The organism is Bacillus sp. FSL R10-2780, assembly GCF_038006125.1.
In the GTDB taxonomy this organism is placed as follows: domain Bacteria; phylum Bacillota; class Bacilli; order Bacillales; family Bacillaceae_G; genus Bacillus_A; species Bacillus_A cereus_U.
Window position 1 is genome coordinate 509,309 of record NZ_JBBOUQ010000001.1, and the last position, 14,938, is coordinate 524,246.

The window sequence follows — 14,938 nt, forward strand, 5'->3', positions numbered from 1 at the left end:
GTTGCTATATCTTTTTATAGAAAAACTGTTTGGTTGGAGGCTAAGGATGTTTACTGAGAATAGGTTACCATTTGAAGTAGGGAAACAAGATAATTTTTATGATAAGTTGAATGAGTGGATTGGAGATGTGTTTTACGACATTCTTCCGGAAAAAGGCTTTGAAGAGCGTGATGAACAGATTTTTATGGCGTTTCAGTTAGAACGCGCTTTCCAAGAGAAGAAAGTTATGTTTGCAGAAGCAGGTGTAGGAACAGGGAAAACAATTGTATATCTTCTATATGCAATTTGTTATGCACGTTATACAGGGAAGCCAGCTATTATCGCTTGTGCAGATGAAACGTTAATTGAGCAGCTTGTGAAAGAAGAAGGAGACATTGCTAAGTTATCTGAAGCATTAGGGCTATCTGTTGATGTTAGACTTGCGAAATCAATGGATAATTATTTATGTTTGCGTAAACTTGAAGATGTTATGAGTGGACGAGCTCCAGAAGTAATTGAAGATGTATATTACGAATTACCTCAGTTCGTATTCGATCATGGTACGATGCAGAACTTTACTCACTATGGTGATCGAAAAGAATTTCCACTGTTAAATGACGAGGAATGGTCAAAGGTAAACTGGGATTACTTCCAAGATTGCTTCACTTGTGATTCTCGTCATCGTTGTGGTCAAACACTTTCTCGTGAACATTATCGTAAAGCTGCAGATTTAATTATTTGTTCTCAAGACTTCTATATGGATCATATTTGGACATATGATGCACGTAAACGTGAAGGGCAAATTCCGTTATTACCAGAAAGTAGCTGCGTTGTATTCGATGAAGGACATCTTGTAGAGTATGCAGCTCAAAAAGCTTTAACGTACCGTTTAAAACAAACGATGATGGAGCAACTTTTAACGAGATTATTACAAAACGATATTCGTGAAGAGTTCGCACATTTAGTAGAAGAAACAATTTGGCAAACTGAACAATTCTTTGGGGTACTACAAGAGAATAAAAAGGAAATTGAAGGTTCTGATCGTTTAGAAATTACTGTGACAGAAAAGGTAACTGCAGAAGCGAAAAGACTTTATGCGAAAATCGGTGAAGTCGGTGATGCATTAGTATTTGAAAGTGAAATGCATACAGTAAACACATACGATTTAAATATTGTTGATGAGCATTTAGATGTGTTAGAGCATTCACTTCGTCTTTTCATGCACGAGAAAAATGTAATTACGTGGGGTGAAGAAAGTGATGGTGCTTTCACGTTAGTTATTATGCCACGTGCAGTTGAAGAAGTGTTACAAGAAAAAGTATTCTCGAAGAAAATTCCGTACATTTTCTCATCTGCAACATTATCGGATAACGATTCGTTCGCATTTACAGCAAATAGTTTAGGGGTAAAAGATTATTTATCATTCTCAGTTGCCTCACCGTTTGATTATGAAGAGCAAATGGCAGTAAACTTACTATCGCATACGAAAGAAAATGAATGGGAAAGAAAGTGTCAATATACACTTGAAAATATCCAGAAAACAAATGGACGTACGCTTGTATTATTCCGTACAATGCAAGAACTTGCAGCGTTCAAAGAGTATGTAAGTAAAGAGCAAATGTCAGTTCCGTTCCTATATGAAGGAGATCAAGAAATTAGTCAGCTCGTTTCTCGTTTCCAAAATGAAGAAGAGACTGTACTTTGTGCTGTGCATTTATGGGAAGGTTTAGATATTCCTGGTTCATCATTATCACACGTTATTATTTGGTCATTACCATTCCCTCCAAACGATCCTGTGTTTGAAGCGAAGCGTAAACATGTGAATGATCCATTCTGGGACGTAGATGTGCCTTATATGATTTTACGTCTTCGCCAAGGAATTGGACGTTTAATTCGTACAAGTGAAGATAAAGGTGCTATATCATTATTCTTATCAGATAATGAAGATGAAAAAGTGATAGAAGCAGTGAAGAAAGTGCTTCCGGTAGAAGGAAAAGTACTTTAAGCGAAAAAATGTTGTAGGGAAAAGCTTGGCACTTGCCAAGCTTTTTTTTCTATTAGAAAAGGAATTTATGTTTTAATGTCGAAATAAGGTTGAGGTAGAAAAAGGAGGTTTTTTATACTATGACAGTTGCTACATATGAAGTAGAAAAACAATTTTTAACATATGTGAAGAAGATAGAGAATTACGGAGAAGCATTAAGCTTAATGTTTTGGGATTTAAGAACAGGTGCACCAAAGCAAGGAGTAGACCAGCGTTCAGAAGTAATTGGAATGCTTTCATCCGAAGTGTTTGCGATGTCGACTTCAGATGAGATGGGGAACTATTTAACTGAACTAGAATCTTTAATTGTTGAAAATAAACTTTCTGAAACGACAAAGAAAATGGTTGAAGAGTGTCGTAAAGAATATGATAGAAATAAGAAAATTCCACAAGCGGAATATGAAGCGTATGTGAAATTAGAAGCGAAAGCGGAAAGTGTATGGGAAGAAGCTCGCGAAAAATCTGACTTCGAAATGTTCCGTCCGTATTTAGAAAAAATTGTTGAATTCAAAAAGAAGTTTATTACATATTGGGGTTACGAAACGTACAAATATAACACGCTATTAGACATGTATGAGCCGGGAATCACAGTAGAAGTGTTAGATCATGTATTTGGTCAACTGCGTGAACGTATCGTTCCGCTTGTGAAAGAAATTTCTGAGTCTAAAAAAGAATTAAAAACAAATGCTTTAGCTGAACATTTTTCAAAAGAAAAACAAAAGAATTTTACTTTAGAGTTATTAAAACAATTGAACTATAACTTTGAAGCGGGTCGTCTTGATGAAACGGTACATCCTTTTGAAATTACATTAAATAGAGGGGATGTTCGTATTACGACTCGTTACGATGAGAAAGACTTCCGTATGGCTGTTTTCGGCACGATTCATGAATGTGGTCATGCTGTATATGAGCAAAATGTTGCAGAGGAACTAGAAGGAACACCGCTTTGCAGTGGAACATCAATGGGAATTCACGAGTCACAATCGTTATTCTTTGAAAACTTCATTGGCCGTAATAAGTCGTTCTGGAAGAAAAACTATGATTTGTTAAAGCGATATAGTGACGGTCAATTTGACGGCGTATCAGTAGACGAGTTTTATGATGCGATTAATGAGTCAAAACCATCCTTTATCCGTATAGAAGCAGATGAACTTACATATCCGCTTCATGTTATGGTTCGCTATGAGCTGGAGAAAGAATTATTTGATGGCACACTGCAAGTAAAAGACTTACCAGCGGCATGGAATGATAAGATGGAAACTTATTTAGGTATTCGTCCAGAGAATGACGCACAAGGTGTATTACAAGACGTTCACTGGGCTGGCGGTTCGTTTGGATATTTCCCATCTTATGCGCTTGGTTATATGTATGCAGCGCAATTTAAACATAGGATGCTAAAGGATATTCCAAACTTTGATGCATTATTAGAAGAAGGAAACGTGACGCCAATTCGTGAATGGTTAACAGAGAATATTCACCAATACGGCAAAACGAAAAAACCACTTGAAATTTTAAAAGATGTGACAGGTGAAGGTTTAAATGCAAACTACTTAGCTGATTATTTAGAAGCTAAATATAAAGAGATTTATGAGTTATAAAACAGGAGCTGCTTAATTGCAGCTCTTTTTTATGAGGGAGTGAGAGAAATGGGCTATATGTTTACAGTAATGTCGCAAACGGAAGCGGAAGAAATTGCATACAACTGGCATTATGAAGGGGAGTATTCTTTTTATGATATAGAGGCAGATCAAGAAGATTTAATGGAGTTTTTAAATGCTCATATGAGAGGAAATACTACATTTGTCGTGAAAGAAAACGATAGTATAATTGGCTTCTTTAGTTTTGGTAAAATAAATAATCAAACGATTGATATAGCACTTGGAATGAGACCTGATATAACAGGAAATGGATTAGGTTTACAGTTCGTAAAAGCTGGATTAGATTTTAGTAAAGAAAAATATAAATGTGACTATATAACATTATCAGTAGCGGCATTTAATGAAAGGGCAATCAAAGTATATAAAAAAGCAGGGTTCGAAGCAGTTGGGACGTTTATTCAAAAAACGAATGGCAGCTGTTTTGAGTTTTTGAAAATGAACTATATATGTAAAAATGATTAAGAAACAGAAAGGGGCTTCTGTTTTTTTATTTTGATGCAGAAATAAATGATGTTTGTTTTTGTACTTGTTGTAATTAGAAGTTTTGAAATTTTGGAAGAGGATGTGTATGATTGAAGTTTAGTAGCAAATAGCAAGTTTAGTAAGGAGAGGTAGAGGTAGTATGATTACAATTAAAACGAAAAATGAAATAGATTTGATGCATGAATCGGGGAAGTTACTAGCTTCTTGTCATAGAGAAATTGCAAAAATGATGAAACCAGGTATCACTACACAAGAAATTGATACGTTTGTTGAAGCATATTTAGAAGAGCATGGTGCCAGGTCCGAACAGAAAGGGTATAAAGATTATCCATACGCAATATGTGCATCTGTGAACAATGAAATGTGTCATGGGTTTCCAACAGATGTTCCTTTAAGTGAAGGCGATATTGTGACAATTGACATGGTAGTAAACTTAAATGGTGCGCTCTCGGATTCTGCATGGACGTATATAGTTGGAGATATTTCTGATGAAGCAAAAAGGTTATTGTTAGTAGCAGAGAGTGCTTTATATAAAGGGATTGAGCAAGCGATAAGTGGTAACCATGTTGGAGATATTGGATACGCAATTGAAAGTTATGTAGCTTCTGAAGGGTTTTCTGTTGCAAGAGATTTTACCGGACACGGAATTGGCAAAGAAATTCATGAGGAACCAGCAATTTTTCATTTTGGTAAGTCAGGGCAAGGACCAGAATTACAAGAAGGAATGGTAATTACAATTGAACCTATTGTAAATGCCGGTATGCGATATTCTAAAGTAGATTTAAACGGATGGACTGCACGGACGATGGATGGGAAATTATCTGCACAATATGAGCATACAATTGCGATTACGAAGGATGGTCCTATCATATTAACAACGTTGTAATATGAAATGTGAAAGTTGGGAAAACTCGAACGAAAACGGTGTTTCCATAAAATTTGTACGTGTTTTTTTCGATAAATGCTTTTCAAAGTGAAAAAAGTGCGTTATAATCCTTCTATAAATAAATAAGTTAGCTACACTCATATAATCGCGGGGATATGGCCTGCAAGTTTCTACCGAAGTACCGTAAATACTTTGACTATGAGTGAGGACGAATATATTTGCTTGTTTAGCATTCTTTTTTGCGAAACTCCAAAAGCACGTCTCTCACTTGTAACGAGTGGTGGCGGCTTTTGGAGTTTTTTATTTGCATAAGAGGAGGAACTAACATGAAAGTATTACACGAAAAGATTTTGAACGAAGGAAAGGTTTTATCTGGTGATGTATTAAAGGTAGATGCATTTTTAAATCATCAAATTGATCCAGTACTTATGCAAGAAATCGGAAAAGAATTTGCTAAGCGTTTTAAAGAAGAGAACATTACAAAAATCGTGACGATTGAATCTTCAGGCATTGCACCAGCGGTTATGGCTGCTTTAGAGCTTGGTGTAAAAGTAGTTTTTGCAAGAAAGCGTAAATCGTTAACGTTACAAGATAATATGTATGTTGCGGAAGTATACTCATTTACAAAACAAGAAACGAACGAGATTTCATTATCTCGAAATCATATTGATGAAAATGATCATGTACTAATTATTGATGACTTCTTAGCAAATGGTCAGGCTGCTTTAGGTTTAATGAATTTAGTAGAGCAAGCCGGGGCAAGTATTGCGGGAATTGGCATTGTTATTGAAAAAGCATTTCAAGATGGAGGAAAGAAGCTGCGTGAACAGGGTGTTCGTGTTGAATCACTAGCAGAAATTGCATCACTTGATAACGGCACAGTTACATTTGTACAGCAAGAAACTGCGGAGGTGAACTAAGGATGAAGCAGCACCCATTTAAAATTGCATCGCTTGGCATTCAGCACATGCTTGCCATGTACGCTGGCGCAATTATTGTTCCGCTTATTGTTGGCGGGGGACTTGGTTTAAATCAACAAGAATTAACGTATTTAGTATCGATCGACTTATTAATGTGCGGCGTAGCAACGATTTTACAAGCATTATCAAATCGCTTTTTCGGTATTGGGCTTCCGGTTGTACTTGGTTGTACATTTACAGCGGTTGGACCGATGATTGCAATTGGTAAACAATACGGCGTGTCCTCTATATATGGAGCAATTATTGCTGCGGGATTATTTGTTGTTATTTTCGCGAAATTATTTGGGAAACTTGTAAAACTGTTTCCTCCTGTTGTAACAGGATCTGTCGTTACAGTCATTGGGGTTACACTTGTTCCAGCAGCTATTAATGATATGGCTGGAGGAGTTGGAAGCAAAGATTTCGGAAGTCTAGAAAATTTAGCTTTAGCATTTGGTGTTCTATTATTTATCATTATTATGTATCGTTTCTTTGACGGATTTATCCGTTCAATCTCTATATTACTTGGTCTTTTGTTCGGTACAATCGTTGCAGCATTTATGGGGAAAGTAAGCTTGCAAGCGGTTGGAGAGGCAGATTGGTTCCACGGTATTCAGCCGTTTTACTTCGGTACACCAACATTTGAATTAACGCCAATTATTACGATGATTCTCGTTGCTTGCGTAGGGATTGTGGAAGCAACAGGTGTATATTTTGCATTATCTGATATTTGTAATAAAAAGATTGGTGAAAAAGAATTAACAAAAGGTTATCGCGCAGAAGGATTAGCAATGGTTCTAGGTGGTATTTTTAACGCATTTCCATACACAACATATTCTCAAAACGTAGGCCTTGTTCAATTAACTGGAGTAAGAAATCGCGTTATTATCTATACTTGTGGTGGCATGTTAATTGCTCTTGGGTTTATTCCTAAAATCGCAGCCATTACAACAATTATTCCGAAATCAGTACTTGGCGGTGCGATGTTAGCAATGTTCGGCATGGTAATGGCGTATGGCATTAAAATGTTAAGCAGTGTTGATTTTGGAAAACAAGAGAATTTATTAATCGTTGCATGTTCTGTCGGAATCGGACTTGGTGTTACAGTCGTTCCAACGTTATTCTCACAGCTTCCGGAAAATATTCGTATTTTAACTGATAACGGAATTGTACTTGGAAGTGCATCAGCAGTACTTTTAAATATTGTATTTAATATGGTGCCGCAGCGTAAAGTGAAAGTAAAAGAAGAGCCAGTTTCGATGCAAAGTGCAGTAAGAGAAGCATAGAAAAGCAAGGTCTCATTAGGAGACCTTGCTTTTCTTTTTAAGTGGCATCATCTTACCGTACGTACCAAGGCGCCATATATATTCAAGTGGTCCGTATTGATAACGAGAAAGCCACCAGCGGCTAATGAAAATTTGTAACGTGTAGAAACCGATGCAAAATAGTGGTCCGACCCATAATGGAGCGGGATAATAATTTTTGAAAAATAGACCGAATACAAGTAACGTAACAATTGTATGCGTGATGTAATTTGTTAACGCCATTCGTCCGACATATTGGAATGGTCGTAATAATTTTTGCCATCTTTCTTTTTGTAATAAGCGCATGAGTGTAAAAATGTAGAAGATGAATAATGTTTTTCCGCTTATCATCGTAATGCCCATAAGGGTAAATGGTGTATAAGGTTGGTTGTTAATAAAGAAGTGAATCATAATAAACCACATCGGCAATGTTAAAATGAACATAATAATTTGCCATTTTTTTAGTTTTGGATCTAATTCTTTTGCACGACGGAAAATATCTTTTTTACCAGCGTATAATCCGAGTAAAAACAACCCTAGTGTTTCAGGAAGCATAATGAAACTGTTTCCTATTGCTTCCGAATAGAATGAATGGAATCTGTCTTCGATTTGTAAGCCCCAGTTTTCTAACGGTATAATTGCTGAGGAAAGGTCTAATTCATTTAACGGCACTAGTGCCATTAGAAGAGAACCTAATAATGTGAACAATTGCATGAAACTTAATAGTACAATTGACCATATTAAAATAGTACGTGGCTCTCTCTTATAAAATAGAAATAAGAAAAACCCAGTGATTGCATAAGTATGTAAGATGTCTCCATCCCATAAAAGAACGTAATGCAAGAAACCAAACAATAATAAAATGAGAAGACGGCGAACAAACAAAGTTTTTGGATGATCTGTTTTCGCCTCAGCACGATTCATAAAGATATAAAAACCTAATCCGAATAAAAACGAAAAAATAGTATAAAATTTCGTTTGAATAAACATATCGTAAAATAGGCGGATGTAGCTGTCTACTCCTTCGTAAATCCCTGAAATTTCACTTGAGTCAACTCCGGCAATAACTGGCCAGTTAACAAGAAAAATACCTAGTACAGCTATTCCTCTAATGATATCAATTGAGTGTATCCTCTCGCCTTGTGGAATATTTCGTGTCATTATTTTCCTCCTTATTAAGTAAATCCCTTTTATTATACAAAATGTAAGGTGAAGGGTATAGGGTAGATTTCCAATTTTTAAAACTGTTAAGATGTGTATTATGAGATATAATAAGAGTGCACAGCAAGTTTTAAACTTCTTTAAAACAGGCAGTAAAGCTCCTTTTCCCGAAGGAGCTTTCTTTTTTAGAAAATTGTTGATAATGATTCTCTTTAATGGTAAAATGTATTTAAAATTGATAATCATTATCAAAAAAGGTTGGTGTGTTAATATGGTGTATGCACTTGTTGCAGGAACGATTGCTATATATGTTGGTGTTACAAAGTATGTATTAAATGGAGTAGGAACAACAAAATGAATAATATTACATAAAATCCCTTTCATTTGTAAAAAGAATGAAAGGGATTTTTTATTTTTGATGTGAATATGCTGAAAATTTAGTATGATAATAAAGTGAAACTTTAATCAGCGGGGAGGTCTATCCCTCATTGATTATTATACCGCACGAAACGGGCCTTTACTGCCCACAAATAGCGGGATAAAGTATATACATCTTGGATAAAGGGGAACAAGGGGATGACAAACATAGTACAGACAAACGGTATGAAAAAACTTGTTTGTTTTTATGAAGAGTGGCAAAAAAACGGCGATGTAGAGAATAGTTTGAAGTTGTTTGAATTGATTCAAAAATATAAACAAGAGCAGCTTATGCTAGCTTTTTGTGGTCATTTTTCTGCGGGGAAATCGACAATGATGAATCACCTATATAAAGCGCAATTATTACCGACAAGTCCGATTCCAACGAGTGCTAACGTCGTTAAAATTGAAAGAGGATCTGATCGCGTTGTTGTAACGATTAAGTCTGGAGAACAGTATGAATATGACGGCGCATATTCAGCAGAAGAATTAAAACAAATATGTAAAGACGGTGATGAAGTAATTGGTGTTCATATTTATCGAAATGATGCGCCAATTCCTGATGGGGTTATGTTAGTTGATACGCCCGGAATTGATTCTACGGATGATGCCCACCAATTAGCGACAGAATCAACACTGCATTTAGCAGATGTTATTTTCTATATGATGGATTATAACCATGTCCAATCAGAGGTTAACTTACAATTTGTTAAAGAATTGAAACAACGTAATAAAACGGTTTATCTCGTTGTAAACCAAATAGATAAACATAAAGAAAATGAGTTATCGTTTGAAGAGTATAGAGATAGTGTAAAACAGTCTTTTTCTAACTGGGATATTGAAGTGGATGGTATTTTTTATACATCATTGCGAATGATGAATCATCCATACAATGAAATTCAAAGTTTAGAAGCATTAATTTTTTCTATCATGAAAGAAAAAGAGCAGTATGTAAGAAAGGGAATGGAGCGAGAAACAGAATATTTACTGCAAGAACATTGTTCGTTTATTCTTTCTGAAAATGAAAAACATCTTATGAAATATGAAGAAGAATTAACATCACCACTGTCACTTTCAGAGATAGTTGAAAAAAAGGAAGAGTTAACTGAAAATAAAAATCGCGCGGCTAGTAAAGAATCTGATGTGAGAAATGAATTTATAAAAGGTTTACAAGCCATATTAGATAACGCGTATTTAATGCCATTTGAAATGAGAGAATTGGCAAATGAATATTTAGAAACGAAATTAACGAAGTTTAAAGTTGGTTTGTTATTTGCGAAAGGAAAGACGGAGCAAGAAAAACAGAGACGTGTAGATGCTTTTTATTCTGCTCTTCAAAAGACTGTTGAAACGCAACTTGATTTTCATGTGAAAGAATTTATTGTAGCCTTCTTAAAAGAAGAAGGGTTATTTACAGAAGAAATAGGGAAAGACATATATGCGTTAGAGATTGCTTTCGGACCGGAAGTGTTGGCTGAAACAATTAAACAAGGGGCTGGATTTACCGGTGATTACTTACTTCTTTATACTGCTGACGTTGCAAATGAGTTAAAGAAAAGATACTTTATGAAATCTCAGCAAATTTTCGGGAAAAGTACGGGTATATTGCAGAAGAAAGTGAAGATAGAGATTGCTCGTATTGAAGAAGAAATTGAAAAATACACGATGTTACAAACAGCAAAAGAAACGAAATTACAATACATTAAGAAGTATGAGGAATATGAGATCTATTTAGGAGATATTTGGAATGAACATGTTTCTATACCAGATGAATTACAAATAGACGAAATATTACAAAGTAAAAAACAAATTGTTAGTGAGAAGTTTACACTACAAGAGCAAGAAATTGTAAATGACAACGTAGCGGCTAGTGAAGAAGAGATTAAAGGAACGAAAGCTTTAAATATTCAGCGTATATTAGAAAAAGTGAAGAAAGCTGAAACGATATTAGATCCATTGCCTACAATGAAACATTTACAGCAAGAAGTAGTTGGAAAAAGACAGCGTGTAGAAACGAAGCAATTTACAGTAGCGTTATTTGGAGCTTTTAGTGCTGGGAAATCATCATTTGCTAACGCATTGCTTGGTGAAAAGGTACTTCCTGTATCGCCAAACCCAACGACAGCAACAATAAATCAAATTTTGCCAGTTACAGAAGATAAACAACATGGAACGGTAATTGTCCAGTTTAAATCAGAGCAAGCGCTGTTAGAAGATATGAAAGCTGTTTATAAAATGTTTCACTATGAAATTGCTACATTGGAAGAAGCGTTAACGCAAATTGATAAAATTATGAAATATCCTTCACCAAGCGGGAAGCAAAAAACAACATTTAGCTTTTTACGAGCGGTACAAAAAGGATATGAGGCAGTTGCTAATCACTTTGGGGAACAAGTACAAGTTACGTTAGAGGAGTTCTCTGATTATGTAGCTAATGAAGAAAAATCATGCTTTGTTGAGCATATGGAGCTTTATTATGATTGTGCTTTAACAAGGCAAGGGGTAGCTCTTGTAGATACACCAGGGGCGGATTCTATTAACGCTCGCCATACGGATGTTGCATTCCAGTATATTAAAAACGCAGATGCTATTTTATTCGTAACATACTATAATCATGTTTTCTCTCGCGCAGATCGTGAGTTTTTAATTCAGCTCGGTCGTGTAAAGGATACATTTGCACTTGATAAAATGTTCTTCTTAATAAATGCTGCCGATTTAGCACAATCCGAAGAAGAACTTGAAATGGTAAAAGGTTATATTGCGGATCAGCTCTTACAATACGGTATTAGAAATCCACGTTTATTTGCAATTTCAAGTTTATGTGCACTTGAAGAAAAGCAAGGGAAAAGTATTGATAAAGAAAAGTATGGTATTTTACAAAACTCTGGGATTGCTAAGTTTGAAGAATCATTTACGTCCTTTATGATGAGGGATTTAATGCTTGTATCTGTGCACGCTTTATATAGTGCATTGCAAGGAGCGAATCAGCTTCTTGTAAATATGATAAATGGCGCGAAGCAGGGAAATGATGAGAAAGAGAAGCAAACAAAAAAATATGAAGCAGAGCGTGATCAGCTACTTCATATTATTTCATCATATAGTGTACTTGCTGAAGAGCAAGCAATGCAAAATGAAGTGAAAGAATTGCTTTATTATGTACACCAACGTCTATTTTTACGCTATAACGATGTGTTTACTGAATTTATTAATCCGGCGTCGTTACGAACAGACGGGAATGTGAAAATGCAGTTGCAACAATGTGTAATGGAATTAGTTTCATTTATTCAACATGATTTATTACAAGAAATGCGTGCGACATCATTACGTCTTGAAAAATGGATAGATGAAGCGATGAAGCGTGCAAAGGATGAAATTGTTGTGAATTGCAAAGTGGAAAATGAATCGATTTCTATGGGTGGAACAGTGGATTATGAATATAAAGTTATTACACATAAAGAGCCGTTTCCTTCAATAGAAATAAAAGATTTTAAAAAGGCACTGGCACATTTTAAAAATGAGAAAAGCTTTTTTGAAAAAAATGATAAAGCTTTTATGCAAGAAGACGCTAAAGGAGTGTTAGAACCTTTCGTATCAAACTATGTAGCTGATGAAGAAGATTTATTCGTTCATCATTATAAGCAAGAGTGGGATGCAAAATGGAACCTATTCCAAAAAGTGATGCAGCAAGATGTTGAGAATTATTATGAAAGTATATTATTCGCTTTAGCTGAAACAATTGATGTATCACTATATGAACAAAGTAAAGAAGAGCTACAAAAGCAGTTAGTAGAAATTGAAAAAGAAATTTATATTAAATAGCCGTTATGAAAAAAAGATTCGTTCAATTTTCTTTTGTAGTACAGTATCTAAAGATTTTACAAACCCTGCAAACTCATCAGTAGAAATCATATGGGTAAGAACTAAGCGTCTGCCGTCTGGTGTTTCACCGCATAAGACGAATGAAGAAAACTCATACGTTTTGTTTTCTACTACTAATTTTGGATAGGAATATGTGTCGCTCTTCTTTTTCTTTCCATCAATAGAGATGACGTTGCATTTTTTCTCATTGTTGTCCATGGTGAATCCCTCCTTTCTATTATCTATGGTAGACAAGGGGGGTTTAGAACAATAGGGAAGGGGGAATTTTTATGTCTGTTGTAATAGAGCGTATTTCGAAAGAAGCTATACCGAAATCTTTATTGCTCCTTGCTGATCCAAGTGAACGCCAAATTGATGCATATGTACAGAGAGGGTTTACGTATATAGCTAAACAAGAAGAAAGCATTATCGGTGTATATGTGCTTTTGGAAACAAGACCAAAGACAATGGAAATTATGAATATTGCGGTTGTAGAACATATGCAAGGAAAAGGTATTGGTAAGGGGTTATTGTTGCATGCAATAGAAAAAGCTAAAGAATATAATATGTACAAACTTGAAGTTGGTACAGGTAATTCTAGCATTTCACAACTTGCGTTATATCAAAAATGTGGATTTCGTATTTTTTCTATTGATTTTGATTACTTTTCAAAGCATTATGAAGAAGAGATTATTGAAAATGGAATTGTATGTCGTGATATGATTCGGCTTGCAATGAAATTAAACAAATAAGTATAAATTATTAGGGGGAAGAGAAGATGGAAGTACATAAAGCAATTACAGCACATTCTCGTAAACAAAATGAGATTGTAAAAATATTTTTACAATTAGATGCGCAACGCGAAGCAGCAATTGAGGCTGCGATCGCACTTGCATCAAATGGAAAACATTTCTCAGTTGATGCAATTAATATGGTAACAAAGCAAATTAATGACCTTGCAAAACGCGGCGTTGCGCCGCAGCGTAAACTTGTTACAACAGATATGGTTATGGAGTATGTAGGTCGCGTGAACGAGAAAGAAGGGCGTTAAGGATGATTGTTACAGTCGAATGGTTGCGTGAGCATTTAGAAGATGAACATGTCCGTATAGTCGATTGTCGTTTTGATTTAGCGAATCCAAATTGGGGTAAAGAGAAGTATGAGGAAGAACATATTCCCCATGCGTTATATTTTGATTTAAATTTAGATTTATCAAGTTCTGTAATAGAGCATGGTGGTCGCCATCCATTACCAAATATAGAGCAGTTTGCAGACAAGCTTTCACAGGCTGGGATTGATGAACATACGACAGTAATTGCGTATGATAGTCAAGCTGGTGCAATGGCTTCTCGTTTATGGTGGTTATTAAACTATGTAGGACATGAGAAAGTGTATATATTAGACGGTGGATTTCCAGCTTGGAAAGAGAATGGATTACACACAACGCCGAATATCCCAGTTATTGCACGAAAACCTTTTATACCGGAAATACAAGAAAATATGCTTGTAACGATGGAAACGGTCAGAGAGAATATTCATGCAGGTATAGATATTACGTTAATTGATTCTAGAGAGCCGAAACGTTATGCAGGTGCGGAAGAGCTCGTTGATCCGAAGGCAGGGCATATTCCGACGGCAGTAAACTATTTTTGGAAAGATGGAATTTTAGAATCGGGACACTTTAAAAACGAAGAGGAACAGCAAGGGCGTTTCCAAAATCTTGATAAAGAGAAGGAAACAATCGTATATTGTGGTTCTGGTGTTACAGCGTGTCCGAACATAGTTGCATTAAAATTAGCTGGTTTTCAAAATGTTAAATTGTATACAGGTAGCTGGAGTGATTGGATTTCTTATCCAGAAAATCAAATTGCAAAAGAAGAAGATTAATCACTTGCATGCAAAAATAATTTGTATTAAAATAAGGTCACAAGCAAGAGATTGCTTCAAAAATATTATATTTTACACATTGGAAACAATGTGATAATATAACGACAAGTAAATAATACATCCTGCGGTGTGCGTAACTTATTTATGTCTAAAACCGATGTTAGTTTTACGGAAGCTCAATATTTAGTGACCATCATCAAGCCTTCCTTGTGGAGGAAGATGTACGGTAACTGTGAGGGCATCCACCTGCGAGTAGCGGGTTTTTGGACATTTACGAGGAACGGCACTTGCGGGGGTCTTAT

At 35.6% G+C, this 14,938-nt stretch carries 13 protein-coding genes, 1 other RNA gene and 1 riboswitch; of the genes, 12 read left to right on the plus strand and 2 right to left on the minus strand.

What is annotated here, in order from left to right; genetic code table 11:
- Positions 1-46 precede the first annotated feature (46 nt).
- The 6 genes from NSQ47_RS02735 to pbuX all read left to right on the plus strand — a co-directional run bounded on the left by NSQ47_RS02735 (position 47) and on the right by pbuX (position 7,295).
- Positions 47-1,984 carry an ATP-dependent DNA helicase gene (locus NSQ47_RS02735; RefSeq protein WP_002158552.1) on the plus strand — a complete coding sequence of 646 codons (1,938 nt, stop codon included), beginning with the start codon at positions 47-49 and terminating at the stop codon, positions 1,982-1,984.
- 119 nt (positions 1,985-2,103) lie between these two features.
- Positions 2,104-3,621: a carboxypeptidase gene (ypwA, locus tag NSQ47_RS02740; RefSeq protein WP_088078189.1), complete on the plus strand. Its 1,518-nt coding sequence runs from the start codon at positions 2,104-2,106 to the stop codon at positions 3,619-3,621.
- A 48-nt stretch (positions 3,622-3,669) separates the two neighbouring features.
- Complete coding sequence (locus NSQ47_RS02745; RefSeq protein ID WP_088078190.1) at positions 3,670-4,143, plus strand: GNAT family N-acetyltransferase; 474 nt, start codon at positions 3,670-3,672, stop codon at positions 4,141-4,143.
- Between the two features lie 160 nt (positions 4,144-4,303).
- Positions 4,304-5,050, plus strand: coding sequence for a type I methionyl aminopeptidase (locus tag NSQ47_RS02750; protein WP_341036031.1), 747 nt, complete (start codon positions 4,304-4,306; stop codon positions 5,048-5,050).
- Between the two features lie 117 nt (positions 5,051-5,167).
- Positions 5,168-5,269, plus strand: a riboswitch (purine riboswitch).
- 107 nt (positions 5,270-5,376) lie between these two features.
- A complete protein-coding gene (locus NSQ47_RS02755) occupies positions 5,377-5,970 on the plus strand; it encodes a xanthine phosphoribosyltransferase (RefSeq protein ID WP_002158546.1) in 594 nt (197 codons plus the stop codon).
- Between the two features lie 2 nt (positions 5,971-5,972).
- The gene (gene pbuX / locus NSQ47_RS02760) at positions 5,973-7,295 is read left to right on the plus strand and encodes a xanthine permease PbuX (protein ID WP_002158545.1); all 1,323 of its coding nucleotides are present in this window, start codon (positions 5,973-5,975) and stop codon (positions 7,293-7,295) included.
- A gap of 15 nt (positions 7,296-7,310) precedes the next feature.
- On the opposite strand, the gene NSQ47_RS02765 is transcribed toward pbuX, so the two are convergent.
- Entirely contained in the window at positions 7,311-8,474 is a 1,164-nt protein-coding gene (locus NSQ47_RS02765; protein ID WP_341036032.1) for a DUF418 domain-containing protein, read from the minus strand.
- Positions 8,475-8,574: 100 nt separating this feature from the next.
- Between NSQ47_RS02765 and NSQ47_RS02770 the strand changes: the two genes are divergently transcribed.
- Positions 8,575-8,832: a hypothetical protein gene (locus NSQ47_RS02770; RefSeq protein ID WP_002158543.1), complete on the plus strand. Its 258-nt coding sequence runs from the start codon at positions 8,575-8,577 to the stop codon at positions 8,830-8,832.
- Between the two features lie 218 nt (positions 8,833-9,050).
- A complete protein-coding gene (locus NSQ47_RS02775) occupies positions 9,051-12,710 on the plus strand; it encodes a dynamin family protein (RefSeq protein ID WP_341036034.1) in 3,660 nt (1,219 codons plus the stop codon).
- Positions 12,711-12,713: 3 nt separating this feature from the next.
- On the opposite strand, the gene NSQ47_RS02780 is transcribed toward NSQ47_RS02775, so the two are convergent.
- Positions 12,714-12,968: a DUF3931 domain-containing protein gene (locus NSQ47_RS02780; RefSeq protein WP_000369740.1), complete on the minus strand. Its 255-nt coding sequence runs from the start codon at positions 12,966-12,968 to the stop codon at positions 12,714-12,716.
- 71 nt (positions 12,969-13,039) lie between these two features.
- Here NSQ47_RS02780 and NSQ47_RS02785 point away from each other — a divergent pair, with 71 nt between their 5' ends.
- The 4 genes from NSQ47_RS02785 to ssrS all read left to right on the plus strand — a co-directional run bounded on the left by NSQ47_RS02785 (position 13,040) and on the right by ssrS (position 14,935).
- Positions 13,040-13,501 (plus strand): GNAT family N-acetyltransferase, encoded by a 462-nt coding sequence (locus NSQ47_RS02785; RefSeq protein ID WP_002158541.1) that lies wholly within the window; start codon positions 13,040-13,042, stop codon positions 13,499-13,501.
- A gap of 26 nt (positions 13,502-13,527) precedes the next feature.
- The gene (locus NSQ47_RS02790) at positions 13,528-13,800 is read left to right on the plus strand and encodes a DUF2533 family protein (RefSeq protein WP_002149260.1); all 273 of its coding nucleotides are present in this window, start codon (positions 13,528-13,530) and stop codon (positions 13,798-13,800) included.
- 2 nt (positions 13,801-13,802) lie between these two features.
- Positions 13,803-14,636, plus strand: a complete 834-nt coding sequence (locus NSQ47_RS02795) for a sulfurtransferase (RefSeq protein WP_002201106.1) — start codon at positions 13,803-13,805, stop codon at positions 14,634-14,636.
- 116 nt (positions 14,637-14,752) lie between these two features.
- Positions 14,753-14,935, plus strand: a non-coding RNA gene (gene ssrS / locus NSQ47_RS02800) — 6S RNA.
- The last annotated feature ends 3 nt before the right edge of the window (positions 14,936-14,938 follow it).

What these genes read in the sequence shown, in the direction of transcription:
- NSQ47_RS02735 (WP_002158552.1), top strand. Translation starts at nt 47, where the DNA reads ATGTTTACTGAGAATAGGTTACCATTTGAAGTAGGGAAACAAGATAAT.
- ypwA (WP_088078189.1), top strand. Translation starts at nt 2,104, where the DNA reads ATGACAGTTGCTACATATGAAGTAGAAAAACAATTTTTAACATATGTG.
- NSQ47_RS02745 (WP_088078190.1), top strand. Translation starts at nt 3,670, where the DNA reads ATGGGCTATATGTTTACAGTAATGTCGCAAACGGAAGCGGAAGAAATT.
- NSQ47_RS02750 (WP_341036031.1), top strand. Translation starts at nt 4,304, where the DNA reads ATGATTACAATTAAAACGAAAAATGAAATAGATTTGATGCATGAATCG.
- NSQ47_RS02755 (WP_002158546.1), top strand. Translation starts at nt 5,377, where the DNA reads ATGAAAGTATTACACGAAAAGATTTTGAACGAAGGAAAGGTTTTATCT.
- pbuX (WP_002158545.1), top strand. Translation starts at nt 5,973, where the DNA reads ATGAAGCAGCACCCATTTAAAATTGCATCGCTTGGCATTCAGCACATG.
- NSQ47_RS02765 (WP_341036032.1), bottom strand. Translation starts at nt 8,474, where the DNA reads ATGACACGAAATATTCCACAAGGCGAGAGGATACACTCAATTGATATC.
- NSQ47_RS02770 (WP_002158543.1), top strand. Translation starts at nt 8,575, where the DNA reads ATGAGATATAATAAGAGTGCACAGCAAGTTTTAAACTTCTTTAAAACA.
- NSQ47_RS02775 (WP_341036034.1), top strand. Translation starts at nt 9,051, where the DNA reads ATGACAAACATAGTACAGACAAACGGTATGAAAAAACTTGTTTGTTTT.
- NSQ47_RS02780 (WP_000369740.1), bottom strand. Translation starts at nt 12,968, where the DNA reads ATGGACAACAATGAGAAAAAATGCAACGTCATCTCTATTGATGGAAAG.
- NSQ47_RS02785 (WP_002158541.1), top strand. Translation starts at nt 13,040, where the DNA reads ATGTCTGTTGTAATAGAGCGTATTTCGAAAGAAGCTATACCGAAATCT.
- NSQ47_RS02790 (WP_002149260.1), top strand. Translation starts at nt 13,528, where the DNA reads ATGGAAGTACATAAAGCAATTACAGCACATTCTCGTAAACAAAATGAG.
- NSQ47_RS02795 (WP_002201106.1), top strand. Translation starts at nt 13,803, where the DNA reads ATGATTGTTACAGTCGAATGGTTGCGTGAGCATTTAGAAGATGAACAT.